Source organism: Xanthomonas sp. NCPPB 3569 (assembly GCF_041475645.2).
In the GTDB taxonomy this organism is placed as follows: Bacteria; Pseudomonadota; Gammaproteobacteria; order Xanthomonadales; family Xanthomonadaceae; genus Xanthomonas; species Xanthomonas phaseoli.
In genome coordinates this window covers 3,119,170-3,145,316 of the sequence record NZ_CM192969.1, presented here as the reverse complement: position 1 = coordinate 3,145,316, position 26,147 = coordinate 3,119,170, and the positions used below count along the sequence as shown (strand labels likewise).

The following is a 26,147-nucleotide window of genomic DNA, read 5'->3' as shown; positions in this document are numbered from 1 at the left end:
CCGCGCCTGCCGCGGCCCTGATTCCCGCGGGCGCGCACTGCGCCTGATTCGAGCACCGATCTTTTGAAACCCCGCATCGTCTATCGCCCGTTGCACGGCATCCTGCTGCTGGACAAGCCGGCCGGGTTGAGCTCCAACAATGCACTGCAGGCCGCACGTCGGTTATTGCGCGCTGAGAAGGGCGGCCATACCGGCAGCCTGGATCCGCTGGCCACCGGCCTGTTGCCGCTCTGTTTTGGCGAAGCCACCAAGATCGCCGGGCTGCTGCTCGGTTCAGCCAAGGCGTACGACGCCGAGATCGTGTTGGGCGTCACCACCGACACCGACGACGCCGACGGCGAGCCGCTGCGCCAGCGTGCGGTGCCGGACCTGAGCGAGTCCGATCTGCAGGCGGCGTTGGCGCCCTTCATCGGCCGTATCCAGCAACAAGCGCCGATTTATTCCGCGCTCAAGCAAGGCGGCGAGCCGCTGTATGCCAAGGCGCGACGCGGCGAACGCATCGAAGCGCCGGTGCGCGAGGTGGATGTGCAGGCGATCGAGGTGCTGGGCTACAGCGCCCCACGTCTGCGCCTGCGCGTGACCTGCGGCTCGGGCACGTATATTCGCAGCCTGGCACGCGACCTGGGCGAGGTGCTGGGATGTGGGGCGCACATCGCCTCGTTGCGTCGGCTGTGGGTGGAGCCGTTTCGCGCTCCACAGATGATCACGCTGGAGGCGTTGTCGGCCGCGCTGGAGGCGGGCGCCGAGGCACAGACACTCTTGCTGCCGATCGAGGCCGGCCTGGCCGATTTTGCGCGAATCGTGCTCGATCAGAACCACGCGGCGCGTTTCCGCATGGGCCAGCGCCTGCGTGACGCCGCATTTCCGGCGGGGCAGGTCGCCGTATTCGGACCGGACGGAACCCCCTCGGGACTAGGCCTGGTCGACGCCGACGGGCGCTTGTCGCCGCAGCGATTGTTCAATGGACTGAACGAAATTCCAGCCTGTTAAGATTCTGTCAACTTGTTACCCGGGCCGGGCGACGTTACAATTTCGCGGCCCCGATCGGGGCACCTTTGCGCCAAGCGCGCTCATCCTAAGCAAACGGCGAGTCCGACGGTGCGTCACGCACGTTCCTGTCGACCACGCATCTATCGAGAAAACATCATGTCCGTCGACACCCAGAAAGTTATTGAAGACAACAAGCGCAGCGCCCAGGACACCGGTTCGCCGGAAGTGCAGGTCGCTCTGCTCACCGCACGCATCGAGCTGCTGACCGGTCACTTCAAGACCCACAAGAAGGATCACCACAGCCGCCGTGGTCTGCTGCAGATGGTCAACCGTCGTCGCAGCCTGCTCGACTACCTGAAGAAGAAGGACAACGAGCGTTACAAGTCCTTGATCGAGAAGCTCGGCCTGCGCCGCTAATCGAGTCCTACCGCCGCGGCGCAGCGATGCGCCGCGGTTTTGTTTTGGTCAATCGCACTCCGTTTTAAGCAAGACGCACTTTTGGGCCGGAGCCTCCCGGCCGCCCGTTCTCGGCATGGGTCGACGACGGTCCAACGCAGACAGCAATACCTAAGGGAAAAAACCTCCGTGGCAAAAATCACCAAAACCTTCCAGTACGGCAAGCACACCGTCACCCTTGAGACGGGCGAAATCGCTCGCCAGGCAGGCGGTGCCGTGATCGTCAAGTTCGACGACACCGTACTGCTGGTCACCGCCGTCGCCGCCAAGAGCGCGCGCGAAGGGCAGGACTTCTTTCCTCTGACGGTCGATTATCAGGAGAAGTTCTACGCTGGCGGCCGCATCCCGGGCGGCTTCTTCAAGCGCGAAGGACGCGCGACCGAGAAGGAAACGTTGATCTCGCGCCTGATCGATCGTCCGATCCGTCCGCTGTTCCCGGAGGACTACAAGAACGAAGTGCAGATCATCGCCACCGTGATGTCGATGAATCCGGACATCGACGGCGACATCGCCGCGCTGATCGGCGCCTCGGCTGCACTGTCGCTGGCCGGCACCCCCTTCAAGGGCCCGATCGGCGCCGCCAAGGTCGGCTACAAGAATGGCGAATACATCCTCAACCCGACCGTGACCGAGCTGAAGGATTCGCAGCTGGAGCTGGTCGTGGCCGGTACCGCCAACGCGGTGCTGATGGTCGAGTCCGAAGCCGAGCTGCTGTCCGAAGAAGTGATGCTGGGCGCAGTGACGTTCGGTCATCGCGAGATGCAGAAGGTCATCAACGTCATCAACGAGCTGACCGTCGAAGCCGGCACCAAGCCGTCCGATTGGGTGGCCCCGGCCAAGAACGACGGCATGATCGCCGCACTGAAGGAAGCGGTGGGCGACCAGCTGGCGTCGGCATTCCAGGTGCGCGACAAGCTGCAGCGCCGCGATGCGATTTCGGCGATCAAGAAGGACGTGCTGGGCGCCCTGGCGCCGCGCGCGACCATCGAAGGCTGGGCTGCCGGTGATCTGGCCAAGGAATTCGGCGAGCTGGAATACCAGACCATGCGTGGTTCGGTGTTGAGCAGCAAGGTGCGCATCGACGGCCGTGCACTGGATACCGTGCGTCCGATCAGCGCCAAGGCCGGCGTGTTGCCGCGTACCCATGGCTCGGCGCTGTTTACCCGCGGCGAGACGCAGGCGATCGTGATCACCACGCTGGGCACCGCGCGCGACGGTCAGGTCATCGACGCAGTGTCGGGCGAGTACAAGGAAAACTTCCTGTTCCATTACAACTTCCCTCCGTATTCGGTGGGCGAGTGCGGTCGTTTCGGTGCGCCGAAGCGTCGCGAAATCGGCCACGGCCGCCTGGCCAAGCGCGGCGTGCTGGCCGTGATGCCGACTCTGGAAGAATTCCCGTACACCATTCGCGTGGTCTCGGAAATCACCGAGTCCAACGGTTCGTCCTCGATGGCATCGGTTTGCGGCAGCTCGCTGGCGCTGATGGATGCCGGCGTGCCGATCAAGGCGCCGGTCGCAGGTATCGCGATGGGTCTGGTCAAGGAAGGCAACGACTTCGTCGTGCTCTCCGACATCCTGGGTGACGAAGATCACCTCGGCGACATGGACTTCAAGGTGGCCGGTACTGCCGAAGGCGTGTCCGCGCTGCAGATGGACATCAAGATCGAAGGCATCACCGAAGAGATCATGAAGCAGGCATTGCAGCAGGCCAAAGCTGGCCGTCTGCATATCCTGGGCGAGATGGCGCATGCGCTGACCACCCCGCGTCAGGAGCTGAGCGACTACGCGCCGCGACTGCTGACCATCAAGATCCACCCGGACAAGATCCGCGAAGTGATCGGCAAGGGTGGCTCGACCATCCAGGCCATTACCAAGGAAACCGGCACGCAGATCGACATCCAGGACGATGGCACGATCATCATCGCTTCGGTCAACGCGATTGCCGCGCAGGCTGCCAAGTCGCGCATCGAGCAGATCACCTCGGACGTGGAGCCGGGCCGCATCTACGAAGGCAAGGTCGCCAAGATCATGGACTTCGGTGCGTTCGTCACCATCCTGCCGGGCAAGGACGGCCTGGTGCACGTGTCGCAGATTTCCAGCGAGCGCGTGGAGAAGGTCGGCGACAAGTTGAAGGAAGGCGATCTGGTCCGCGTCAAGGTGCTGGAAGTGGACAAGCAGGGCCGCATCCGTCTGTCGATCAAGGCAGTGGAAGAAGGCGAAGGCGTGCAGGCGTCGGCGGAGTAATCGCCGCATGCTGATGCATCACGCATGATGCATGACAAAAAAGCGGGCTTCGGCCCGTTTTTTTTTTGTTGTGGCTAGCAGGGCTGTCTGACTCCTGCTCGCACCAAGAGGAAATGCATGGCGTCGGACAAGGTGCGCCGCATCGTGCAGTTGATGTGCCGCTTCGGCGTTGCGGCCTCGTCCTACCCACACCCGTCGCCAGCAGCTTTGTTCCTTCTCCCACCGGAAGAAGGTGGCGCGTAGCGCCGGATGAGGGTATGGGCGGAGCCTGGTGCTGTGAACTGAGCGAAGCCTCCGTCACGTACCCTCACCCCAACTCCTCTCCCGCAGGAGAGGGGCTTGGAATCCGTCTTTACTCAGGTTGCTGTTGTTGTGTCGGCGCAGGCTGGGCTTCCGGGCGTGGTGGCACGACGCGTGGGAAGCCCGGCGGCATTGTTTGTTCTGTAGGCACGGTGTCGGGTGTGGGCAGCGGCGCGGTCGGTGCCGGCGCAACCATTGCCGCATCAGGACGCAGTTTCAACAGTGCGGCCCAGTCGCGGCGATTGAAGTCGCACAGTTCTTCGTGCGCCGGCGTGCATTCGCTGGCGATGCCCAAGCTGTCTTCGTTCTGATCCTGGCTGCTGTCCGATTGCGGTGTTGGCAACACCACGCGGCCGGCGCGATCCAGCGGCATCTTGCGCATCATCACCGTGTTGAAGACGTTGCCGCCGATCAGATACAACGTGCGATCGCCGCCGACATTGGCGGCTACCACGACATCGCAATGCGACTGCCACGGCATCGGCGCACTGCCGCCCAGCGCGGCTTTCAGGCCGGCATAGCCCAACGCAGTGCTGCGGCCGCGCAGCAGACACAGCAGATCGCCTGGCGCCGGCTTCTCGACTGCAGGATCGGTGAACCGGTACGGGCCGGTAGCGCCGTCGTTGTAGGCGCTGCGGATGTAATCCAGATGGCGCGCGGAGCGATGAAAACCGCTCAACCCCGATTGCGTCATTACCCAGGAGATGAAAGCGGCCGACCATGGGTTGTCGATCAGGAATGCCCGGCAGTCGCTGGCGGTGTAGCGCGTACCATCCAGTGCCGCGCAACTCGATGCGCCGGGGCGTCCGCCCATCGACGCAAGCGTGCCGCTGTCGCGCCAGTAGCCTGCAACGCGTTGCCAGGCGACCACGGCATGATCGGCGAGATAGCCCGATTCGGCTTCGGTAACGCCAAGGCTGGCCAGGCGACCCTTGGCATCGATAAACGGGCGTTGCCACAGTCGATGCTCATTGCAGGCGTTGCGCACGATGGCGATCGCGGCGGGACTCGTTCCGAACCGTGGCGGGATATCGCACACTTCCGCAGCCGCAGCGCTGCTTCCGATACCTGCCAGCAAGAAGCAGATCCACGGCCAAGGTTTGACGGTCATTGCAGGTCCTGCACGGAAACAATCGCAGCAGGCTGCCAGAGCCGGCTGCGCGCACGCGTGAAATCAGCGCTTTGGCGGCGGGCCGAGTTTGAGCGACAGATCCACTGCCTGCACGTGCTTGGTGAGCCCGCCAATCGAAATGCAGTCCACTCCGTCTTCGGCAATGGCGCGAATGCCGCCCAGATCCACGCTGCCGGAGACCTCCAGCGGAATGCGTCGCTCCGGCGGTAATGCAGCAACGATACGCACCGCTTCTCGGCGCATTGCCTGGTCGAAGTCGTCGATCAGGATGCGTGTGCAGCCAACCTGCAGTGCTTCGTGTAGCTGTTCCAGCGTTTCCACTTCGACCACCAGCGGCAGCTGCGGTTGCTGCGCGCGTGCGGCATGCACGGCCGCGCTCAACGAACCGGCGGCGCGGATGTGGTTCTCCTTGAGCATCACCGTGTCGAACAGGCCGATGCGGTGATTGTCGCCACCGCCGCAGCGCACGGCATATTTCTGCGCGGCGCGCAGGCCAGGCAGCGTCTTGCGTGTGTCCAGGATGCGCGCGCGCGTGCCGGCCACCGCAGCCACATATGCCGCGGTGGTGGTCGCCGTGGCAGACAGCGTCTGCATGAAATTGAGCGAGGTGCGTTCGGCACTGACCAGGCTACGGCTGCGCCCCTGCAACAGCGCGAGCACCGTGCCGGCTCCGACGTGCTGGCCTTCATGCACTTGCCAGTCGATGCGTACCTGCGGGTCGAGCGCGCGGTGCGTGGCATCAAACCAGGGGCGTCCGGCGATCACCGCGTCCTGCTTGCATAGCAGATAGGCACTGTCGGCCTGGTCGGGCAATAGCGCAGCGGTGACATCGCCACTGCCGATGTCTTCGGCCAGGGCGCGCGCTACGTCGGCGTCGACCGATTCGGCCGGTGGCGCGTCCGGCACGTTGGTGCGCACGGTCAGGCTCACTTCTCGGGGAAGTCGGCGATGTGTGCGGTGGCGATGGCTTCCTCGGCCAGCAACACCGGAATGCCGTCGTCGACGCGGAAGATCTGCTTGCGGTCGCGGGTGATCAGCGCTTCGCGCAGCGGCTGGGTTTGCGCGGCGCCGTCGGCGCGCTGCAGGGTTCCGCCGGCGATGGCGGCATTGAGTGCTTCCAGGCCCTTGCCGTCGAGCAGCGAAAGCGGCTGGCGGGTGTCGGGCGAGCACAGCAGGTCGAGCAATTTGCGATCCATCGAAGTCTTGTCTTGCGTGGAGATTGGCTAGAATACGTCTTTACCGCAGGGCAGGGCCATGACCTCCAACCACTCCGCGCCGCTGGTCGGCATCGTGATGGGTTCCCGTTCGGATTGGGAGACCATGCAACACGCAGCTCAGAAGCTCGACGCACTGGGCGTGCCGTACGAAGTCAAGGTGGTCTCGGCGCACCGTACCCCGGACGTCCTGTTCGCCTACGCCGAGCAGGCTGGCGAACGCGGACTGCGCGCGATCATTGCCGGCGCCGGCGGCGCGGCGCACCTGCCGGGCATGCTGGCGGCCAAGACCGCAGTGCCGGTGCTTGGCGTGCCGGTGCAGTCCAAGGCGCTGAACGGCATGGATTCGCTGCTGTCGATCGTGCAGATGCCGGCCGGCATTCCGGTGGCGACCTTCGCCATCGGCAATGCGGGTGCGGCCAATGCGGCGTTGTTTGCGGCGGCCATGCTGGCGCCCGAGCAGGCGCAGGTCGGTCAGGCGCTGGCGCAGTTCCGCGCCAAACAGACCGACGATGTCATGGCCAGCGACGACCCACGCCAATGAGCACGGTCGGCATTCTCGGTGGCGGCCAGCTGGCGCGCATGTTGGTACTGGCTGGGGCGCCGCTGGGCATACGCTTTGCGGTCTTCGACCCGGCAGCCGATGCCTGCGCAGGCCAGGTGGCACCGCTGCAGGTTGGCGCGTTCGAAGACGCGGCGACCCTGGCCGCATTCGCCCAGCAGGTGGACGTGATCACCTTCGATTTCGAAAACGTGCCGGCCGCCAGCGCGCAGCAACTTGCCGCCCAGGTGCCGGTGTTTCCGAGTCCGGCTGCGCTTGCGGTTGCGCAGGACCGGCTCAGCGAAAAAACCCTGTTCCGCGAGCTCGGCATTCCGGTGCCCGAGTTTGCCGCGATCGACGACCGCGCCGGCCTGGACGCAGCACTTGCGCGGATCGGTACGCCCTGCGTGCTGAAGACCCGCCGCTTCGGCTACGACGGCAAGGGCCAGTTCCGTATCAAGTCGCTCGCCGATGCCGATGCAGCGTGGGACGCGCTTGGCGCACAGGCGGCGCACGTCGGGTTGATCGTGGAAGCGTTCGTGCCGTTCCAGCGCGAGGTCAGCGTGGTTGCAGTGCGCGGGCGCGATGGCGAATTCCGCGCCTGGCCATTGACCGAAAATTGGCATGTGGACGGTGTGCTGTCGGCCAGCCTGGCACCGGCGAGCGTGGAGGCGGCGCTACAAGCCTCGGCCGAATCGCACGCGCGTGCCGTGGCGGAAAAGCTCGACTATGTCGGCGTATTTGCGCTGGAACTGTTCGTGCGCGACGGTGAGTTGCTTGCCAACGAAATGGCGCCGCGCGTGCATAACTCGGGGCATTGGACCATCGAGGGCGCCGAGACCTCGCAATTCGAAAATCATGTGCGGGCCGTGCTTGGCTTGCCACTGGGCAGTACTGCGATGCGCGGCCACGCCTGCATGCTCAACTGGCTGGGCGCGATGCCAGACGCCAGGGCGTTCCTGGCGGTGCCCGGTGGGCATTGGCACGACTACGGCAAGCAAGCGCGCGATGGACGCAAGGTGGGACACGCAACGCTGCGCGCGGAGACGGCGCAGGCGCTGGCGCTGGCAGTGAGCGATGCCGGCGCTGCGCTGCGCTGCAGCGCGATGCGCAGGCTCGGCCAGTGGTTGCGCGTTTGAACGAAGGCTGATGCGCGCAGCGTCTCGGTGGTGATCGCATGCGACGCCGCGCGCCGTCTGCGAGGGCGCGTCGGTGTCGGGCGCGGACCCGTTCTGCGATGTTCCAGCAGATGAGCCAGTCCGCATCTGCGTCTGAACGCTGAGCGGCCAGGTCAGCCCAGCCGGCTTGCGACAAAATCCCAGTTCACCAGCTTCCAGAACGCCTCCAGGTAGCGCGCGCGATCCTGCTGGTAGTCCAGGTAGTACGCGTGCTCCCAGATATCGCAGGCGAGCAGCGGGATGTCCGGCCCGGTGAGTGGGGTGGAGGCGTTGGGTGTGGCGACCACTGCCAGCGCGCCGTCCGGGCGCTGCACCAGCCACACCCAGCCCGAGCCGAAGCTGCTCAACGCCACACGCGTGAACTCCTGCTTGAAATGCACGAAGTCGCCGAACGATTTGGCGATGCCGTCGCCCAGCCGTCCAAGTGGCTCCCCGCCAGCGCGCGGCCGCAGGCACTGCCAATAGAAATTGTGGTTCCACACCTGTGCGGCCAGATGAAACAGCGTGCCCTGCGCCTGCGCGATGATCTCTTCCAGCGTCAACTCAGCAAATTCGCTGCCTTCGATGCGCGCGTTGAGCTGTTCGACCTCGCTGCGGTGACAGACGCCGTGATGCGCCTCCAGTGTTGCGGCGGACAGATGCGGCTCCAGGGCAGCGCGAGAGTAGGGCAGTGCAACGTGTTCGATCGGCATGATGGCAGTGGCAGCGAAGGGAGTGCGGCGATAGGTCGCGCTGAAGGCTTACAATGCGCGCCTTTGCGGAAGTCTATCCGACCCGGCGGTCGGGCCTGCCGCTCCCAGTCAGGAGAGTCCAATGCCGGTGATGGAACGGATCCAGGCCGAAGTCGAACAACACCCGATCGTGCTGTTCATGAAAGGCACCCCGCAATTTCCGATGTGCGAGTTTTCCAGTCGCGCCGTGCAGGCCTTGGTGGCCGCCGGTGCCGACCAACTGCGTACGGTCAACGTGTTGGAAGAGCCCGAAGTGCGCGCAAATCTGCCGCGCTACTCCAACTGGCCTACGTTTCCGCAGTTGTTCATCCATGGCGAGCTGATCGGCGGCTGCGACATCACGCTGGAACTATTCGAGGCCGGCGAGCTCAAGCGCATTGTCAGCGAGGCGTACCAGCCGTGAGTTCGGTGCAGGCCCAGCCGCAGTCGGCCGCCTTGTCGGGACGGGTCGTGCTGGTGACCGGCGCCGGCGGCGGCCTCGGCGCCGCCGCGGCGCAGGCATGTGCGGCTGCAGGCGCCACGGTGGTCCTGCTTGGTCGCAAGGTGCGCCCGCTGGAGCGCATCTACGACGCGGTGGCAGCGCTGGGTGCCGAGCCGCTGCTGTATCCGCTGGATCTGGCCGGCGCCACGCCGGACGACTACGCCACGCTTGCGCAACGGTTGCAGACCGAACTTGGTGGTCTGCATGGCCTGCTGCAGTGCGCTGCCGACTTTTCCGGCCTGACGCCAACCGAACTGGCCTCACCTGCAGATTTCGCACGCACCCTGCACGTCAACCTGACCGCGCGTGCCTGGCTGACCCAGGCGTGTCTGCCGTTGTTGCGGCAGCAGGACGATGCGGCAGCTGTCTTCGTGGTGGACGACCCCGCGCGTGTGGGTCGGGCCTATTGGGGGGCGTATGGCGCCGCCCAACATGCGCAGCGCGGCTTGATCGCCACCTTGCATCATGAAACCGCCGCCGGCCCGGTGCGCGTCAGCGGCCTGCAGCCCGGCCCGATGCGCACCGCATTGCGCGCACGCGCATTCACCCATCACGAAGACAACGACGCGGTCGATGCCGCACGTTACGCACCTGCATGCGTCAGCGTGCTGTCGGCCGCAGGGGCGACGCATCGCGGTGCGATCTGGAGTCCGTCGGTATGACCATTCTTTCCGCGGCGCTGCTGCTGTTCCTGATTCTCGACCCGCTGGGCAACATTCCGGTGTTTCTCAGCGTGCTCAAGCCGCTGCCACCCAAGCGCCAGCGCTTCGTGCTTGCGCGTGAACTGCTGATCGCCCTGTGCGTGTTGATGGCGTTCCTGTGGGGCGGCAAGTACGCGCTGGAGCTGATGCACCTGCGCCAGGAGTCGGTGGCCATCGCCGGCGGCATCGTGCTGTTCGTGATCGGCATCCGCATGATCTTCCCGCGGCCCGAAGGCCTGATGGGCGAGATCCCCGACGGCGAGCCCTTCATCGTGCCGCTGGCCATCCCGCTGGTGGCCGGCCCGTCTGGCATGGCCGCGGTGATGCTCATGGGCAGCAACGAGCCCACGCGGCTGTGGGACTGGAGCCTTGCCCTGATGATCGCCTGGATCGGCGCCTCGTCGATCCTGGCCGCCGCGCCGCTGTTATACAAACTGCTCGGCCACCGCGCCCTGACGGCCATCGAGCGCTTGATGGGCATGCTGCTGGTCGCCATCTCGGTACAGATGTTCCTGGACGGCCTGGGCACGTATTTCAAGCTGCCGGTGTCGATCTAGCGCAGCCCCGCAGCTTGCCGATCGCGTCGCATGTGGACGTCGACGTGCGCCGATGGCCTGGATTCAACCCGCGCCAGCTGTGGTGACGTGCCTACGGTTCATGGTGACGGCGGCCAGCGCAGCGTCGCGTCCGGAAAAGTGGCGTTGCGACGTGATGGTCTCTGGACGAGGAAGACGGCGCAGCACCTGGCCGCTCGCGCCTGTCTTGAGGCCGATCCGTCAGTGACGCAAGAGTGCAGGTGGAATGTCATATTCGGTGGGGTGCTTGGACAGTGGCGCCACCATGCGCAGCACGCACGCGGTGGCCGAATGGGGGCGTTTGGGCAAATTGACCCGATCTCGCGACTTTGCGGCGCCAGAGGCGCGACGTGCGTCTCGTTCCGGTTGCGACCTTGCACGATTTGGCGATTGCGCCCCTAACTTCGCAGTTCATGTAGCAGTGCGCGAAGTTTGTCACGCCGTCGTCACAATCAGGCCTTAGCGTGTTAATCTGTTGTTAACCGTTGCGGCAGCAACCAGTCGCGCGGCAAGGGACCCCAGATCATCGGCAGCCCACCCCCGGGAACGGTTGGGCTGACTGCGCCTTTTTGTCACTGCCCAACCTGTATCGAGGCTACCGAAATGACCCATCCCCGTTATCTCCGCATGTCCAAGCTGACGCTTGGCCTTGTCGCCGCGCTCGCCGCCGCTCCTGTATTTGCGCAAAGCACCTCGGCTGGCGTCGCCGGCCTGGTGACCGGCAGTGGCGGCCAGCCCGTCCCGAACGCCGAAGTCACCATCACGCATGTGGAGTCCGGAACGGTCAGCCGCGCCACCACCGATGCCAGCGGACGCTATAACGCGCGCGGCTTGCGTGTGGGCGGGCCGTACACCATCACCATTACCGCTTCGGGCGCTGGCAACACCACCCGCGAAGGCGTGTATCTGAATCTGGACAAGGTCAACCAGGTCGATGCCGCCCTGGGCGGCGATCTGGCGACGCTGGGCACCGTGCAGGCAATCGCCGGCAATTACGGCTCGGCCATTTTCAGCGCGAGCAAGATGGGCACTGGCACCAACGTGACCCGCGAAGAAATCGAGTCGCTGCCATCGATCAACCGTAACCTGCAGGACTATGTGCGCCTGGATCCGCGCGTTGCGCAAACCGACAAGGCCCGCAACGAAATCTCCATCGCCGGCCAGAACCCGCGTTACAACGCGATCCGCGTCGACGGCATCAGCACCAACGACGCCTTCGGTCTGGAATCCAACAGCCTGCCGACCCCGCGCCAGCCGTTCTCGATGGATGTCATCGATGAAATCTCGGTGGACGTGGCTAACTACGACGTTACGATCAGTGGCGGCACCGGTGGCGTGATCAATGCCGTCACCAAGTCGGGCACAAACGAATTCCATGGTTCGGTCTACGGCACTTATCGCGAGAACGACTGGTCGGGCAAGAATCAGAACAACATCCGCCCGCAGCTGTTCGACAACGAAGCGACGTATGGTCTGACCCTTGGCGGCCCGATCGTCAAGGACAAATTGTTCTTCTTCGCCAACTACGAGAAGTACAAGGGCAAGGGCGTGTTTACCGGTAACAGTGGCTATGGTCCGGCCGGTTCTGGTGCCAGCAATGAAGTCGGTATTACCCAGGCGCAGGTCGATCAGGTGATCGATATCTCGCGCAATGTCTATGGCTTCGACCCTGGGACCCTGGCCTTGCCGGCTTTGGATTCTGATTCGGAAGAGAAGGGCTTCAAGCTGGATTGGAACATCAGCGATAAGCATCGTGGTTCGTTCCGCTATGGCAAGTCCGAGCAGAGCACGGCCAATCTCAACGGGTTCGGCAACAACCAGCTGGCGTTGAACTCGTACCACTATGTGCGCGACTTCGAGCTCGAGACCTACACCGGTCAGTTGTTCAGCGATTGGACCGATACTTTCTCGACCGAAGCCAAGGTGTCTTATCGCGATTACTCGGCAGTTCGTACTGCGGCATCGCAGTTGCCGGCCATCGCTGTGCGTTTTGGCAACAACACCTTAAATCTTGGTACTGAAGCCAATACTCAGGCTAACGAGTTGCGCACCGAAACCTGGAACGCGTTCTTCGCCGGCACGCTGTTCTTGAATGACCACACGGTCAAGTTCGGGTTCGACTACGAAGACAACGACATCTACAACTTGTACGGTCCGCGTGTCTTCGGCAGCTACACCTTCAATTCGGTTGCCAACTACCAGGCGAATCTGCCGAACGCGTATCGTTACTCGTATTCGCCCACCGGGATCGATAATATCGCTGCGAAGTGGGGCATGCGGAACGTGGGCGTGTTCTTGCAGGATTCTTGGGCCGTCAATAGCAACCTGACGCTGAACTTCGGCCTGCGTTACGACGAACCGATGGTGAAGAACTCACCGCAGTTCAACCAGGCTGCGTTCAACGCATTCGGTCTTCGCAATGATGAAACCATTGACGGCAATGGCTTGTGGCAGCCGCGCTTTGGTTTCAACTACACCTTCGATGCAGATCGTCCGACCCAGCTGCGTGGCGGTGTTGGTCTGTTCCAGGGTGCTGCCGCGTCGGTTTGGTTGTCCAACCCGTATTCCAATACGGGTTTGGCTTACACCGATTACAACTTCAATAACGCCTCCAACAGTGGTATCCGCTTCACGCCGGATATCAACAACCAGCCGCGCGGAACATCGGGCGCCACGCAGTCGGTCGACTTTGTTGACAAGGATCTGAGTCAGCCGTCCGTTTGGAAAGCAAACCTCGCGTTCGATACCGAGTTGCCGTGGTACGGCATCGTCGCCTCGATGGAAGGCGTGGTGACCAAAGTCAAGGAAGCGATTTATTACCAGCAGCTCAATCTCGGTAATCCGACGGCAGTTGGCCAGGATGGTCGTGACATCTACTGGAACGCCAATGGCCGCAATCCGGCTAATTGGAATTCCCTGGGTAATGCATGTCTCCGCGAGACGGGTGTTGCGGCTGGCTCGTCATGTGTGAACAGCGGTACCGATATTCGTGCTGGTCGCAACATGAGCTTCAACGATGCCATCATTGCGCGCCCCACCGATCGGGGTGGCTCACAGAGTTTCACTGTCGGCTTGAACAAGCCGTTCAATGACAGCGACTGGTCGTGGAGCTTGGCTTATACCTACTCGAACGCGAAGGAAGTCAGCGGTCTGACCAGTTCCACTTCGAGTTCGCAGTTGCTCAACACCGCAACCTTCCAGGCGAATGAAGAGGTCAATGCAACCTCTGCATACGAAATTAAGGACAGTTTCCTGGGTACGCTGCAGTGGAAGCATAATTTCTTCGGCGATTTTGCAACAAAGGTCGGTCTTGTGTATCAAGGCCGTAGCGGTCGTCCCTATAGCTATACGTTCGACAACGATGCCAATGGCGACGGTCGCTCCAACGACCTGTTGTATATCCCGGCGGCGCGCGGCGATGTGCTGTTCCGTAACGCGGCCGAAGAAAACGCGTTCTGGAATTACGTCAACAATGACCAGTACTTGTCCACGCACAAGGGCCAGGTTGCCGGTCGCAATGCGGTGCGTAATTCGTGGGTCAACCAGTTCGATCTACACATCGAGCAGGAGCTTCCTGGTTTCTTCGATGGCAACAAGGCGCAGATCTGGGTCGACGTCATGAACGTGGGCAACCTGCTCAACAAGAAGTGGGGCCGCGTCGATGAGTACGCATTCCCGGGCTTCAAGGGTGTCGCTGAATACGGCGGTATCGATGCAGCGACCGGCAAGTACGTTTACCGCTTCAACGAGCCGGATGCCGCGACCATCTACGACGACAAGGGCATCTCCCGCTGGGCGCTGCAGCTGGGCTTCCGCTACCAGTTCTAAAGCCGGCTAGCGTGTCGATGTTTGAAAAAACGGCCGGGGTCTCCCGGCCGTTTTCTTTTGTGCGGGTGAGTACGCTAAAGTTCCGTGCATACGACAGGAGCATGCTATGGAACTCAGCAGTACGGCAGCACGGGCGCTGCCGGTGGTGGATGCGCGGATCTATCCGCGCGGTGGGCTGGATGTGTTGTCCAAGGCAGAAGTAGCACGGTTGCGCGGCGCATCCAGCGGTGGCATGCATGAGCTGTTGCGCCGCTGTGCGCTGGCCGTGCTGACCAGCGGAAGCGCATCGGACGACCCGCGTGCCGCACGCGATCTCTACCCGGATTTCGACATCCAGGTGAACCAGCAAGACCGCGGCATCCGCATCGATCTGACCAACGCGCCGGCAATGGCGTTCGTCGATGGCGAGATCATCCGCGGCGTGGCCGAGCTGTTGTTCGCCGTTGTGCGCGACCTCGCCTACATGGCCATCGAGCTCGAAGCGCAGCGCGCCGACCTGGACACCAGCGAAGGCATCACCAATGCCGTGTTCGGTCAGCTGCGTAATGCGCGCATCCTGCAACCGTTGGACCCGAACCTGGTCGTGTGCTGGGGCGGCCATTCCATCTCGCGCGATGAATACCTCTACACCAAGCAGGTCGGCTACGAGCTTGGCTTGCGCGGGCTGGATATCTGCACCGGCTGCGGCCCGGGCGCCATGAAGGGTCCGATGAAGGGCGCCACCATCGCGCATGCCAAGCAGCGCAAGCACAATACCCGCTACATCGGCGTCACCGAGCCCGGCATCATTGCCGCCGAATCGCCGAACCCGATCGTCAACCATCTGGTGATCATGCCGGACATCGAGAAGCGCCTTGAGGCCTTCGTCCGCATCGGGCACGGCATCCTGGTCTTCCCAGGCGGCGTCGGTACCGCAGAGGAAATTCTCTATCTGCTCGGCATCCTGCTGCGCGAAGAAAACGCGGATGTGCCGTTCCCGCTGATCCTCACCGGCCCGACCATCGCCGCGCCGTACTTCGAGCAGATCGACCGTTTCATTCGCCTCACCCTGGGGAACGCTGCCGCCTCGCGCTACGAGATCATCGTCGGCGACCCGGTCGCCGTGGCGCGCCGTATGGCCGAGGGGGTCCACGGAGTGCGCGCACACCGCAAGGACCAGAAAGACTCGTATTACTTCAACTGGTCCGTGCACATCCCGCTCGAGTACCAGCAGCCCTTCGAGCCTAGCCACGAAGCGATGGCTGCGCTGGACCTGCACCACGGCCGCCCGGCGCCGGCCCTTGCCGCCGACCTGCGTCGTGCCTTCTCCGGCATCGTCGCCGGCAACGTCAAGGAAGACGGCATGCGCCGCATCGAGGAATTCGGCCCCTTCGAAATCCACGGCGATCCCGAGATCATGCAGGCACTGGACGAACTCCTGCGCGGCTTCGTCGAGCAGCGCCGGATGAAGATCTCGGGGGACTACCGGCCTTGTTATCGGGTGGTGACCTAAGGATTTTGCGGAGTTACGGCCTGGCCGACGTCGTTCGTCGGCCATTTTTACCGCCCATCCGCGGCCGATTGCGTCGGGTGTGAACTTTGACGAAGCTGCTAGGGCCAACGCTGGGGAGCGTCTAATGCCTGTTGTCCGTTCACGCGGGTTCACTCTGATTGAACTCATGGTAACGATCGCTGTGCTTGCGATCGTGGTCGCCATCGGTTATCCGAGCTTTCAAGGGGTTTTGCGATCAAACCGTGTGGCTGCCGCCAACAATGAGCTCATTGCTCTTCTAAATCTTTCCAGAAGCGAGGCCATCCGCAACGGTCGAGGCGGAGGCATCTGTGGCAGCTCTAACGGTAATAGCTGCGACGGCAACTGGAGTGGAGGAGTTATGGCTTGGAGCGACACTAATGGGAACGGCAGCTTCGACGCCGGGGAAACCGTGCTGCGCTACTCGACCGGCAATCCCTTGCTCGTTGTCCAGGGGCCTACCAGCGGGACGGTAATCGCCTTCGATGCCCGTGGTCGACGTCGCGCAGCTGCAGACCAGCAAGTCACTCTCCGGCCGGATCAGTGCGGTAGTCAGCCACTGAGGCGGTCATTAACTGTGAACGCATCTGGGCAAATTCGTAGCAAAAAAGAGACTTGTGTATGAGCAAGCTTGCTCGCTTCAACGCGCGCTCGTCGCGGGGCTTCACTTTGATCGAAGTGCTGATCGCCATTCTTGTGCTGGCCTTCGGTTTGCTGGGGTTCGCATTGCTGCAGACCATGAATGTACGGTTCGTGCAAAGTGCAAATTACCGGACGCAGGCGACCAATCTTGCATACGACCTCACCGATCAAATGCGATCGAACCGGTATCTGGTGACGCAGTACACTGCTGCTACGTTCGCTGCCGGTTCTGTTACCCCGACGGGCGCCTGCGCTTACCCCACCGGCACCGCGGTTCCTGTCGCTCAAAACATTGCGCGATGGCAGTGTCAGGTCGCAAAAGCTTTGGGAGATAAAGCCGCCGCTACTGTCACTTATGTAAATGGAGTGGCGACAGTGTCGATCAGCTGGGGCGATCAGCGCTGGGATAAGGATAATCCCGACACCATTACAAGTTTTGCCCTACGTACGGAGATTTGACTGCGATGAGTGGGTATAGGCGCAATGCGGGTGTGTCCCTGATCGAGCTCATGATTGCGATGGTGATCGGGCTGGTGCTGCTGTTGGGCGTCATCCAGATTTTTTCCGCATCGCGTACTGCTGCTCAGCTATCCGAGGGCGCCTCGCGCGCTCAGGAGAATGGGCGCTTCGCGCTGGATTATCTGGCCCGTGATATCCGGATGGCCGGGCATTTTGGATGTGTCAACGATCAGGCGCAGTTTGTGAAGGGGCAAGGCGATCCACGAGTCAATCTTTCTGCCACAACGGGGAGCGGCACACCGCTTGACTTTTCTGTATCAATTCAAGGGTACGAGGCGCCGGGTACTGCTCCCGGGCAAGCGGTCACTATCGGAGCGAGCGCAGGTTCTGTCACTGGATTGCCTGCGGCAATCCAGAACCTCAGTCCAGCGCCAGTAGCGGGTAGCGATATCATCGTCTTGCGTTTTCTTTCCGCCGAAGGCGTCCCTGCGACGGGTATCGTGGCGGCGGGTTCCAATACGACATTGACAATGGATGCCACCCGCTGGGCGCGGCTGACGGATGATGGCGTTGCCGCACCAACACTGTTCGGAATTGCCGATTGCGCACATGCCGACGTTTTTGCCGGCACGACCACGGCCGGAACCGTGGTGGCCTCAGGAGTCAACCTGGCCGGAAGATATGTCGTACAGCCCACCGGGCAGACCATGGTTTATCGTGCGGAATCACTGGTCTACTACGTCGCCAACAATCCAGATACCGGAGAGCCTGCGCTGCGCCGGGCTCGGGCCGGAGGTAATGGCCAATACACCAGCGAAGAACTGGTAGAAGGCATCGAAAGCCTTCAATTCCTTTATGGATTGGACACTACCGAAACAATTGCGACGCAGACTCCTCCCGTCGGCAACATCACCGTGCAGAGGGTTGCCAGCGATGTTGCCGTTACAACCGATGCAGCAGCCGCTAATCAATGGCGGCGGGTTGGTCAGGTGCAGGTTGGCGTTCTTGTGCGCAGTCCGACTCCTGCTGTCGCAGCAGCGCAGCGTACCGAAAATCGTCTTGGTGTATTGGGAGTAACGGTAATCCCACCTACGACCAATGATGGACGATATCGGGCCAGCTATGAACTTTCCGTGGCTCTCCGTAACCGATTGTTCGGAAATTGATCATGAGAATGCTACCTGTGTTCAAAAAGCGCATGATGCCAAGAGTCGGGTCTGGACGGGAGAAGGGTGCTGTCCTATATGTTGCGCTGATAATTTTGGTGCTGTTGGCATTAATCGGCATTGCAGGTATTCAAGTCTCCGGCATGCAGGAGAAGATGGCGTCGAATTATCGCGCAGTGAATCGTGCGTTCGAGGAGGCAGAGGGAACGGTTAGAAACGCCGAGAATTCTGTGGAGAAGATCTCAAATCGAACCACGTCTTCGAGCGATACCTCTAGTCTGGTGAATTCGGGTGACATCAAGCGGGTGTGCGACGATGGCTTTGATCCGATGCAATGGGCCCAGTCGCAGACATCCAATCGTGCGGTCAATGTCCGTCAGATCGATCAATGTATCCAGGGCGAAGCAAACATCGGGATGGGCCAGCCGGTCGATCCAGCATCTCCAGTTTTTCAAATTACCGGTGTTGCTGCCGACGACAACGATAATGCCAGTTCCGAAGCAGCGATAGATACCGTTTTCAAACTCTGAAGAAACGCAAATGACAGCTCACACGAAAAAAGTGGTCCTTGCTTCGGCACTGACGGGTGCGGTCGGGTTAGGGTTCTTCATCTACACCTTGATTGCTGCGCAAGGACAGGGCGTACTGGCTCAGGCGCCGATGAACGATCAGGTGCAGACGCCTCCTGCGTTCATCATGGCGGTGGACGATTCGGGCTCGATGACATTTCAGACCCAGTTTCCAGGACAGGACGGTCAAGGATGCTGGAGCACGGCTAGACTCAGCTTCTTTTCTGCTCAGGGCGTATTGAACACCGAGGATTCGCCAAGCGTGGGGTGTGGTTATAACCATGTCCTGCCCGGCGTTCGTATCGACGAAAACCGTCGCGGCATCCCACCCCTGGATAGCCTTGGGTTTGCGCGCTCTGCTGCCTACAACCCCACCTATTACGATCCTGAGGTCAAGTACGACCCGTGGATAAATAACGATGGAAATCCTTTTCCTCAGGCGGATTTGGTCAACACGCGGATCAACCCCCTCCAAGCCGGCGCCACTGTAGCGCTTGCTTCCAACTATATGGGGGATGATTTCAGCAGCAGTTTCAGAATTCAGAACGGAATGGTGCTCCCTCGCGGTACTGGATACAAGCAGCGTTTCCAGGATAATAATGGAAATCTTTATTTCGGGAATGAACAGATAACGACTTCCGACGTAACCTGGAATGGTGGTTCGCAGACGCTGCTGATCAGGTTCTGGCCGGCGACTTTCTTTGTGCCTTATACAAGCGACACGGACGCCAGGCCGCTTCTCGCTGGCACCGCCGCTTACGATGCGGTCCAGCGCGATCGGGTGCGTAATGTATGTGGTACTGGCTGCGATATGTGGAAGTACACAATAAAGGCCACAAATATTGATGCCCTTCAAAACTTTGCAAATTGGTTTTCATTCTATGGAAATCGAAATCGAGCAATCATTGCTGGCATGACCAGGTCGTTAGCTAACGTTAATAATATGCGAGTTGGTTTTTTTAGGATTAACCAGAGCGCAAGTTATGACTCGGTTAATGAAAAATTGCCTATGCGCAACATGGGTACGCAAAGTGAGAAGACCGCCCTGTATAATTCGATTCTAGCCCTGCCCGCTAGTGGCGGAACGCCAAATCGGCAGGCGGTCAACGCCGCTGGTATCCAGTTTCAGCGGACTGATAGTGCAGCTCCTGTGCAGTTGGCATGCCAAAAAAATGCGGTCATGCTGTTTACGGATGGATACAGTAATCAGGATGGCCCATCCGTAAGTAACGCGAGCGGCGACGGGAATATGGGGATTCCTTTTGCCGACACGTACGATAACACCATGGGCGACATTGCTGCCAAGTATTACAATAATATAAATGGTGGTTCTCCCATTCGAGCGGATATGCCCTCTGGTTTGGTGCCCGTTCCGAGTTCATGCAACACCGCTAATGCAAGTGTAAGGCTGGATTGTCAGAAGAATCTGCATGTTAACTTCTATGGCATTACTTTGGGTGCACGAGGTAATCTTTTCAATCCAAATGTTGTGCAGGACGCGTACACGACCCCGGCGATTTATCAAAATTGGCCGCCTCGCGAGAACGATGAGCGAAGCACTGTCGACGATATCTGGCATGCGGCTACGAACACGCGTGGCCAGTACATCAACGCCCGGACCCCGGCCGAAATCACTCAAGCAATGCGACGTGTGCTTTCGTCGGTGACGGCGGGCTCTTCGCCTTCAGGTACTCTGGCTCAGAGTGGTGCCCGCATCGGCGTAGGATCCTTCTCGGTTGCCCCGAACTATGAAATTGCAAATGAGGGCACAGACTGGTTTGGGCGGCTCACCGGGTACACTGTCTCGGTCAACCCGCAGACCCGCGTAGCGGTCAGCACTGCTGCATGGGAAGCTAGCGCGCGCATGCCGTCCGCTGCAGCGCGTAATGTGTTGGTGAGCAAGGCCGGGGTGGTTTCGGCGTTCAACGAGACGAATGTCTCTTTGTCGGATCTTTGCACCAAGTCGACTGCGCTTTACCCGGGCATGTCCTTGTGCACTGCTTTGGATCTTGCAACTCTTGGGGCGAATGCAGCGACGGCGACTGCATATTTGCGCGGGGACGCGTCTGGAGAAGTGCGAAGCGGAGGTCGCTTGCGTGACCGAACGACTGTTCTGGGCGACATCGTCAACTCGACTCCCGTGATCAGTAGTCCACTGGATGATTATGGTTACGGAAGCCTGCCGGGCAACCCTGGGGCTACCTATCAGGCCTATTTGAATACGAAAAAGGCCGGCCGTAACTATATGGTCTATGTGGGGGCCAATGATGGAATGCTGCACGGTTTCGACGGTGGTATGAATGGCGATGGCGTTATGGCCTCCAACGGCGGGGTCGAGCGTTTTGCATATATCCCGTCGACCGCACTGGGCCATATGGGGAATCTTCTCTTGCCGTATGACCCGGCCAATCAAAGCGATCAGAAATTCGGTCACCGCTACTATGTCGATGGGCCCTTGGCCATATCCGACACCTACTACGGCGGCGCATGGAAGACCAGCCTAGTCGGCACTGCTGGCGCTGGCGGCCGAAGTGTTTTTGCGATGGACGTTACGACGCCTACCAGTGTGACTGCGGCTAGCCGGCTTTGGGAGATTAGCGATCTCGACAGCTCGTTGTCCGCTGCCATACGTGCCAATATCGGATTTGTGCTCGGCAAGCCAGTCATCGTGCCGATCTTGAGTTCGAATGGCACGGTGACCTGGAAGGCGGTCTTCGGCAACGGCTACAACAGCGCTAGCGGGAAGGCTGTCCTGTTTCTTGTGGATATCAAGACAGGCACGCCGACCGTAACGATGATTGAAGCTGCCGAGAGCGGCAGTACTGTCTCTGGTAGCAACGGTTTGGGCAATATCGTGGTTGTTGATCGGTGGGGCGGCACGGGCCAGTCGGAAAGAGTGCGTGATGGCTACGCAGATACTGTCTATGCTGCCGATCAAAAGGGAGCTATTTGGAAATTCGATTTGCGCAACACTACGACTGCGCTGACGGTTCCGCTGTTCACCAGTCGCACGTCTGTCGAGAATGGCGCGACATACCGGCAGCCGATCACGGGTGGCCTGGTGGCCAGTGCCGGTGAAAATGGTGGTGTGACGTTGTTCTTCGGTACTGGCAGCTTCTCTTTCCAGAACGACCCGTTCGATACAGCGATCCAGTCTCTGTATGGCATCAACGACGTCGCTACGGGGAGCGTCACCAGCACGATTACGCGTTCGAACCTCCAGGCCAACTCGATCGCCACCTCTGGTACATCTCGCAGTCTGGTGATGGGCTCTAGCGTGGCAGGCGGGCAGGGGTGGTATGTGGATCTACCGGCTGGCGAGCGTATGGTGGGGAATCCTAGTGTTGCGTCGGGTATTGTTTTTATACCCACTTATGTTCCCAATCCCAACAGCGTGGGCTGTGCATCTCAGGGGAGCAACTGGCTGTTTGGGTTGAACACCCGCACAGGTGGTGCGGCGCTGGATGTCGCAAGAAACGGCTCTCCCTCCGGGGCAGCTTTTGCCTCCGGCACTGCGGCGACGTCGTTGACCACGCAGGGGACGACGCCCGTGAAAGACGTGGGTGTTTCAGCAATTCCACGCTTGACTCCCTCCGAGACAGGCGGGTCTCTGCCACCCGGTGGTAGCTCTTGCTGGATGGTAATCAATGTGGCTGGCGCGCAGCCGATGTATGTTCCTTATCCCTGCGGAAGACAGTCGTGGAGGCAGATCCAGTGACGATGCTATTCGAACGTTCCCGTGCAAAAGTTATGAAGCGCACTGCGGCGCAAGTGCGTGGCTTTACGCTCATTGAGCTGATGATTGTGGTTGCAGTGGTCGCAATCTTGTCAGCGATTGCGTACCCCAGTTACACCGAACATGTGCGGAAGTCGAGGCGCGCACAGGCAAAGGTTGACCTGGTGGAATATGGGCAGCTCGCAGAGCGGTTCCACACAGTGCAGAACACATACTCGGGCTTTACTCTGCCGACCAACGTGTCGCCGCGTGAGGGAGGGACGGCGGCTTATACTCTTGCCTTGACACAACAGACGCAGTCCGGATACGTCATCACGGCAACGCCGGCTGCTGCCCAGGCCGCCGACAAGTGCGGCACCTTGAGCATTGATCAGGCTTCTCGCAAGAGCAACTCAAGGGGCAACAAATCGGATTGTTGGTAGTGCAAAAAAACGTCCGAAGGGTGTTGCATCGGGTCTGAATCCTGCTACAATGCGGACCCCGCCCGAATAGCTCAGCCGGTTAGAGCACTTGACTGTTAATCAGGGGGTCGTTGGTTCGAGTCCAACTTCGGGCGCCAAGATGTTCAAAAAGCCGCGACGTGTCGCGGCTTTTTGTTTGCCCGCTCATCGGGCTGCGCAGCTGGTAGGGCTGGTGTAGCGCACAGTGCGCGCCCTTCCGGAGTTGTTGACCACCACGTCAGCGAGGCGCCTAGCGTTGCTGCAGAGGCTTATGGTGATATTCGTGCCACTGCTGCGGCCGTTCGGCAGGAAGCGAACGATTGATCGTCCAGCTGTGCTGACGATATCGATGCCGCCGGTGGCGAAGCCGTACTCCGCTCTGATCACGGATGCGGAAGTTGGCGGCTGCCCGCCGCGCCCTGGATCCTTAAAGAGGATCCATCCTTGGCTCCAGATGCGATCTGTTCGGCAACGTGTGCCGTCAGTGGAGGGGCAAAGGCTGACGGGCTCGCCTTGGGTGACGGCAAGACTTCTGGCCATCGCAAGGTGCGCAGTCAGCAGATGCACGCGGGTGGTCGCTCGCTGCCACTCAATGAGGCTTTTGAAGCTGGGCACGCCGATGGCTGCGCCGATCCCGATGACCGCCATCACGATGAGCAACTGGACTGCGGTGTACCCTCTCGCGCTCAAATAGCCTGCTGCGTCCATTGCGCGTCTCCTTGAAGTGGAGCAAGCAGTCTCAACATTGATTGTTTGCAAGGTAACGCTGCCTCCCCTTGAATGGCTGTCAGGGTTCTACCGATGCTGGCCTCCGTAAATTCGTGCAGCCTCCCGAGATCCGCTCAATGACCGACCGTTTTCAGCTCGTATCCCCTTACTCGCCGGCGGGCGACCAGCCTGCGGCCATCGACAAGTTGGTGGCCAACTTCGAAGCCGGGCTGGCCAAGCAGACGCTGTTGGGCGTGACCGGTTCGGGCAAGACCTACACCATTGCCAATGTGGTCCAGCAGGTGCAGAAGCCGACCCTGGTGATGGCGCCCAACAAGACGTTGGCGGCGCAGCTGTACGGCGAGTTCAAGTCGTTCTTCCCGCATAACGCGGTCGAGTACTTCGTCAGCTACTACGACTACTACCAGCCGGAGGCCTATGTGCCCTCGTCGGACACCTTCATCGAGAAGGACAGTTCGATCAATGAACACATCGAGCAGATGCGTTTGTCGGCGACCAAGACCTTGCTGTCCCGGCGCGATTCGCTGGTGGTGGCGACGGTGTCGGCCATCTACGGCCTTGGCGCGCCGGAGGACTACCTATCGCTGCGTCTGATCCTGTCGGTTGGCGAGCACATCGATCAGCGCCAGTTGATCCGCCATCTCACCGATCTGCAATACACCCGCAACGAGTTCGAACTCACGCGCGGTGCCTTTCGCGTACGCGGCGAGGTGTTGGATGTGTTCCCGGCCGAGTCGGATACCGAAGCCTTGCGCATCGAGTTGTTCGATGGGGACATCGAGCAGCTGACGTTGTTCGATCCGCTCACGGGCGAAACCTTGCGCAAGTTGCAGCGCTACACCGTGTACCCGAAAACCCATTACGCCACGACGCGCGAGCGCACCTTGAGTGCGGTGGACACCATCAAGGAAGAGCTGAAAGAACGCCTGGAACAGCTCTACGCGCAGAACAAGTTGGTCGAGGCCCAACGTCTGGCCCAGCGCACGCAATTCGATCTGGAAATGATGGCCGAAGTGGGTTTCTGCAACGGTATCGAAAACTACTCGCGGCATCTCACCGGCAAGGCGCCGGGCGAGCCGCCGCCGACCCTGTTCGACTACCTGCCGCCGGACGCACTGCTGGTCATCGATGAGTCGCATGTGACCATTCCGCAGATCGGTGCGATGTACAAGGGCGACCGTTCGCGCAAGGAAACGCTGGTGGAGTTCGGTTTTCGCTTGCCGTCCGCCTTGGACAACCGACCCTTGCGTTTCGAAGAGTGGGAGGCGCGTTCACCACGCAGCATCTATGTTTCGGCAACGCCGGGTCCTTATGAGGTACGCGAGTCTGCCGGCGAAGTCACTGAGCTGGTGGTGCGCCCAACCGGTCTGATCGACCCGGTGGTGGAGATCAGACCAGTTGGTACGCAGGTCGACGACCTCATGTCCGAGGTTCACGAGCGCATCAAGCTCGGCGATCGCGTGCTGGTGACCACGTTGACCAAGCGCATGGCCGAGAACCTCACCGAGTACCTGGGAGAACACGGAATTCGGGTGCGCTACCTGCACTCGGATATCGACACCGTCGAGCGCGTGGAGATCATTCGCGACCTGCGCCTGGGCAAGTTCGATGTGCTCGTGGGCATCAATCTGCTGCGCGAGGGCTTGGACATGCCGGAAGTCTCGCTGGTGGCGATCCTGGATGCCGACAAGGAAGGCTTCCTGCGGTCGACCGGGTCGCTGATCCAGACCATCGGCCGTGCCGCACGCAATCTGCGCGGCAAAGCCATTCTGTATGCCGACAAGGTGACGCGTTCGATGCAGGCGGCAATCGACGAGACCGATCGTCGCCGCGAGAAGCAGGTCGAGTACAACCTGGAACATGGCATCACGCCGAAATCCGTCGAACGGCCGATCGCCGACATCATGGAAGGCGCGCGCGACGATGCGGCCGACAAGAAGTCGGGCAAGGGTCGTTCGAAATCGCGCCAGGTCGCAGAGGACGCGCCCGATTACCGTGCCATGAAGCCTGCGGAAATCGCCGGCAAGCTCAAGAGTCTGGAGCAGAAGATGTATCAGCACGCCAAGGATCTGGAGTTCGAGGCCGCGGCTCAAATCCGCGATCAGATCCAGAAGTTGAAAGCGGTAAGTCTGGGCTAGGGCAGGGGGGAGTGGGTTGCTGAAGGGCTTGTAGTCCTTAAATCCCTGCGCTAGAATGCGCGCCCTGCACAGCGCAATGCTGAAGCAGGATTCGGGCGGTTAGCTCAGCGGTAGAGCACTACCTTGACATGGTAGGGGTCACAGGTTCGAACCCTGTACCGCCCACCACTCTAAGTCCAGATGGCACAGGGTCTTGAGTGGATTCAATATCGGCAGCAACGTCTGCCACTGACCCAAAGTGATCCCAAGCAAACGCTCTCGCAGCGTTGGCATGCGTCAGCCCGGGTCTGCTGAACTTAAATCCCAGCCTTTCTGCACTTGCATATGTGCTTGCGCTGCGCGTCGCTTGTCGACTGACGATGCCGAGGCGCCCGTCGCCTATGAAAG

The 26,147-nt window shown here is 61.0% G+C and carries 21 protein-coding genes, 2 tRNA genes and 1 pseudogene; 19 read left to right on the top strand and 5 right to left on the bottom strand.

Annotated elements, in window-relative coordinates; genetic code table 11:
- Positions 1 to 63: 63 nt before the first annotated feature.
- The 3 genes from truB to pnp all read left to right on the top strand — a co-directional run bounded on the left by truB (position 64) and on the right by pnp (position 3,690).
- Positions 64 to 990 (top strand): tRNA pseudouridine(55) synthase TruB, encoded by a 927-nt coding sequence (truB, locus tag ACCQ03_RS13715; RefSeq protein ID WP_209227517.1) that lies wholly within the window; start codon positions 64 to 66, stop codon positions 988 to 990.
- Between the two features lie 156 nt (positions 991 to 1,146).
- Positions 1,147 to 1,407 carry a 30S ribosomal protein S15 gene (rpsO, locus tag ACCQ03_RS13710; protein WP_003485583.1) on the top strand — a complete coding sequence of 87 codons (261 nt, stop codon included), beginning with the start codon at positions 1,147 to 1,149 and terminating at the stop codon, positions 1,405 to 1,407.
- Between the two features lie 168 nt (positions 1,408 to 1,575).
- Positions 1,576 to 3,690: a polyribonucleotide nucleotidyltransferase gene (gene pnp / locus ACCQ03_RS13705; RefSeq protein ID WP_017156102.1), complete on the top strand. Its 2,115-nt coding sequence runs from the start codon at positions 1,576 to 1,578 to the stop codon at positions 3,688 to 3,690.
- Between the two features lie 352 nt (positions 3,691 to 4,042).
- Here pnp and ACCQ03_RS13700 read toward each other — a convergent pair whose 3' ends face one another.
- The 3 genes from ACCQ03_RS13700 to ACCQ03_RS13690 form a co-directional block, all read right to left on the bottom strand.
- On the bottom strand, positions 4,043 to 5,101 hold the full coding sequence (locus ACCQ03_RS13700; RefSeq protein ID WP_150146555.1) for a DUF2272 domain-containing protein: 1,059 nt from the start codon (positions 5,099 to 5,101) through the stop codon (positions 4,043 to 4,045).
- A gap of 63 nt (positions 5,102 to 5,164) precedes the next feature.
- A complete protein-coding gene (gene nadC, locus ACCQ03_RS13695; protein WP_057678317.1) occupies positions 5,165 to 6,052 on the bottom strand; it encodes a carboxylating nicotinate-nucleotide diphosphorylase in 888 nt (295 codons plus the stop codon).
- Positions 6,049 to 6,318 (bottom strand): Trm112 family protein, encoded by a 270-nt coding sequence (locus ACCQ03_RS13690; RefSeq protein WP_017156105.1) that lies wholly within the window; start codon positions 6,316 to 6,318, stop codon positions 6,049 to 6,051. The genes nadC and ACCQ03_RS13690 overlap by 4 nt, the downstream gene beginning before the upstream one ends.
- A gap of 58 nt (positions 6,319 to 6,376) precedes the next feature.
- Between ACCQ03_RS13690 and purE the strand changes: the two genes are divergently transcribed.
- Both purE and ACCQ03_RS13680 read left to right on the top strand, forming a co-directional pair.
- Positions 6,377 to 6,880 (top strand): 5-(carboxyamino)imidazole ribonucleotide mutase, encoded by a 504-nt coding sequence (gene purE, locus ACCQ03_RS13685; RefSeq protein ID WP_017156106.1) that lies wholly within the window; start codon positions 6,377 to 6,379, stop codon positions 6,878 to 6,880.
- Positions 6,877 to 8,027, top strand: a pseudogene (locus ACCQ03_RS13680) (5-(carboxyamino)imidazole ribonucleotide synthase). The gene purE and the pseudogene ACCQ03_RS13680 overlap by 4 nt, the downstream one beginning before the upstream one ends.
- Positions 8,028 to 8,168: 141 nt before the next feature.
- Here ACCQ03_RS13680 and ACCQ03_RS13675 read toward each other — a convergent pair.
- Positions 8,169 to 8,747, bottom strand: coding sequence for a superoxide dismutase (locus ACCQ03_RS13675; RefSeq protein ID WP_057679717.1), 579 nt, complete (start codon positions 8,745 to 8,747; stop codon positions 8,169 to 8,171).
- A 121-nt stretch (positions 8,748 to 8,868) separates the two neighbouring features.
- Here ACCQ03_RS13675 and grxD point away from each other — a divergent pair, with 121 nt between their 5' ends.
- The 12 genes from grxD (at position 8,869) to ACCQ03_RS13615 (ending at position 23,012) form a co-directional block, all read left to right on the top strand.
- Complete coding sequence (gene grxD / locus ACCQ03_RS13670) at positions 8,869 to 9,189, top strand: Grx4 family monothiol glutaredoxin (protein ID WP_003485599.1); 321 nt, start codon at positions 8,869 to 8,871, stop codon at positions 9,187 to 9,189.
- Complete coding sequence (locus tag ACCQ03_RS13665) at positions 9,186 to 9,929, top strand: SDR family NAD(P)-dependent oxidoreductase (RefSeq protein WP_057679716.1); 744 nt, start codon at positions 9,186 to 9,188, stop codon at positions 9,927 to 9,929. The genes grxD and ACCQ03_RS13665 overlap by 4 nt, the downstream gene beginning before the upstream one ends.
- Positions 9,926 to 10,525 carry a YhgN family NAAT transporter gene (locus ACCQ03_RS13660; protein ID WP_003485603.1) on the top strand — a complete coding sequence of 200 codons (600 nt, stop codon included), beginning with the start codon at positions 9,926 to 9,928 and terminating at the stop codon, positions 10,523 to 10,525. Before ACCQ03_RS13665 ends, ACCQ03_RS13660 begins: the two co-directional genes overlap by 4 nt.
- Positions 10,526 to 11,146: 621 nt before the next feature.
- Entirely contained in the window at positions 11,147 to 14,371 is a 3,225-nt protein-coding gene (locus ACCQ03_RS13655) for a TonB-dependent receptor (protein ID WP_209227519.1), read from the top strand.
- Between the two features lie 106 nt (positions 14,372 to 14,477).
- Positions 14,478 to 15,863, top strand: coding sequence for a nucleotide 5'-monophosphate nucleosidase PpnN (ppnN, locus tag ACCQ03_RS13650; protein WP_209227520.1), 1,386 nt, complete (start codon positions 14,478 to 14,480; stop codon positions 15,861 to 15,863).
- Positions 15,864 to 15,987: 124 nt separating this feature from the next.
- A complete protein-coding gene (locus ACCQ03_RS13645) occupies positions 15,988 to 16,506 on the top strand; it encodes a GspH/FimT family pseudopilin (RefSeq protein WP_081022786.1) in 519 nt (172 codons plus the stop codon).
- Entirely contained in the window at positions 16,503 to 16,982 is a 480-nt protein-coding gene (pilV, locus tag ACCQ03_RS13640) for a type IV pilus modification protein PilV (protein WP_057679713.1), read from the top strand. Before ACCQ03_RS13645 ends, pilV begins: the two co-directional genes overlap by 4 nt.
- A 5-nt stretch (positions 16,983 to 16,987) precedes the next feature.
- Positions 16,988 to 18,148, top strand: a complete 1,161-nt coding sequence (locus ACCQ03_RS13635) for a PilW family protein (protein WP_209227521.1) — start codon at positions 16,988 to 16,990, stop codon at positions 18,146 to 18,148.
- A 2-nt stretch (positions 18,149 to 18,150) separates the two neighbouring features.
- Positions 18,151 to 18,678, top strand: coding sequence for a pilus assembly PilX family protein (locus tag ACCQ03_RS13630; protein WP_057679719.1), 528 nt, complete (start codon positions 18,151 to 18,153; stop codon positions 18,676 to 18,678).
- Positions 18,679 to 18,688: 10 nt separating this feature from the next.
- Positions 18,689 to 22,435 (top strand): pilus assembly protein, encoded by a 3,747-nt coding sequence (locus ACCQ03_RS13625; protein WP_372359823.1) that lies wholly within the window; start codon positions 18,689 to 18,691, stop codon positions 22,433 to 22,435.
- Positions 22,436 to 22,467: 32 nt separating this feature from the next.
- The gene (locus ACCQ03_RS13620) at positions 22,468 to 22,875 is read left to right on the top strand and encodes a type IV pilin protein (protein WP_057679718.1); all 408 of its coding nucleotides are present in this window, start codon (positions 22,468 to 22,470) and stop codon (positions 22,873 to 22,875) included.
- Between the two features lie 60 nt (positions 22,876 to 22,935).
- A tRNA-Asn gene (locus ACCQ03_RS13615) sits at positions 22,936 to 23,012 on the top strand.
- 46 nt (positions 23,013 to 23,058) lie between these two features.
- Here ACCQ03_RS13615 and ACCQ03_RS13610 read toward each other — a convergent pair.
- Positions 23,059 to 23,601 carry a GspH/FimT family pseudopilin gene (locus ACCQ03_RS13610; RefSeq protein WP_057679711.1) on the bottom strand — a complete coding sequence of 181 codons (543 nt, stop codon included), beginning with the start codon at positions 23,599 to 23,601 and terminating at the stop codon, positions 23,059 to 23,061.
- Between the two features lie 137 nt (positions 23,602 to 23,738).
- Between ACCQ03_RS13610 and uvrB the strand changes: the two genes are divergently transcribed.
- A complete protein-coding gene (gene uvrB, locus ACCQ03_RS13605) occupies positions 23,739 to 25,760 on the top strand; it encodes an excinuclease ABC subunit UvrB (protein WP_150146549.1) in 2,022 nt (673 codons plus the stop codon).
- Positions 25,761 to 25,853: 93 nt separating this feature from the next.
- Positions 25,854 to 25,928: transfer RNA gene (locus ACCQ03_RS13600), tRNA-Val, on the top strand.
- Positions 25,929 to 26,147 lie beyond the last annotated feature (219 nt).

What these genes read in the sequence shown, in the direction of transcription:
- rpsO (WP_003485583.1), top strand. Translation starts at nt 1,147, where the DNA reads ATGTCCGTCGACACCCAGAAAGTTATTGAAGACAACAAGCGCAGCGCC.
- ACCQ03_RS13700 (WP_150146555.1), bottom strand. Translation starts at nt 5,101, where the DNA reads ATGACCGTCAAACCTTGGCCGTGGATCTGCTTCTTGCTGGCAGGTATC.
- ACCQ03_RS13690 (WP_017156105.1), bottom strand. Translation starts at nt 6,318, where the DNA reads ATGGATCGCAAATTGCTCGACCTGCTGTGCTCGCCCGACACCCGCCAG.
- purE (WP_017156106.1), top strand. Translation starts at nt 6,377, where the DNA reads ATGACCTCCAACCACTCCGCGCCGCTGGTCGGCATCGTGATGGGTTCC.
- ACCQ03_RS13675 (WP_057679717.1), bottom strand. Translation starts at nt 8,747, where the DNA reads ATGCCGATCGAACACGTTGCACTGCCCTACTCTCGCGCTGCCCTGGAG.
- grxD (WP_003485599.1), top strand. Translation starts at nt 8,869, where the DNA reads ATGCCGGTGATGGAACGGATCCAGGCCGAAGTCGAACAACACCCGATC.
- ACCQ03_RS13660 (WP_003485603.1), top strand. Translation starts at nt 9,926, where the DNA reads ATGACCATTCTTTCCGCGGCGCTGCTGCTGTTCCTGATTCTCGACCCG.
- ACCQ03_RS13655 (WP_209227519.1), top strand. Translation starts at nt 11,147, where the DNA reads ATGACCCATCCCCGTTATCTCCGCATGTCCAAGCTGACGCTTGGCCTT.
- ppnN (WP_209227520.1), top strand. Translation starts at nt 14,478, where the DNA reads ATGGAACTCAGCAGTACGGCAGCACGGGCGCTGCCGGTGGTGGATGCG.
- ACCQ03_RS13645 (WP_081022786.1), top strand. Translation starts at nt 15,988, where the DNA reads ATGCCTGTTGTCCGTTCACGCGGGTTCACTCTGATTGAACTCATGGTA.
- pilV (WP_057679713.1), top strand. Translation starts at nt 16,503, where the DNA reads ATGAGCAAGCTTGCTCGCTTCAACGCGCGCTCGTCGCGGGGCTTCACT.
- ACCQ03_RS13635 (WP_209227521.1), top strand. Translation starts at nt 16,988, where the DNA reads ATGAGTGGGTATAGGCGCAATGCGGGTGTGTCCCTGATCGAGCTCATG.
- ACCQ03_RS13630 (WP_057679719.1), top strand. Translation starts at nt 18,151, where the DNA reads ATGAGAATGCTACCTGTGTTCAAAAAGCGCATGATGCCAAGAGTCGGG.
- ACCQ03_RS13625 (WP_372359823.1), top strand. Translation starts at nt 18,689, where the DNA reads ATGACAGCTCACACGAAAAAAGTGGTCCTTGCTTCGGCACTGACGGGT.
- ACCQ03_RS13620 (WP_057679718.1), top strand. Translation starts at nt 22,468, where the DNA reads ATGAAGCGCACTGCGGCGCAAGTGCGTGGCTTTACGCTCATTGAGCTG.
- ACCQ03_RS13610 (WP_057679711.1), bottom strand. Translation starts at nt 23,601, where the DNA reads ATGGACGCAGCAGGCTATTTGAGCGCGAGAGGGTACACCGCAGTCCAG.
- uvrB (WP_150146549.1), top strand. Translation starts at nt 23,739, where the DNA reads ATGACCGACCGTTTTCAGCTCGTATCCCCTTACTCGCCGGCGGGCGAC.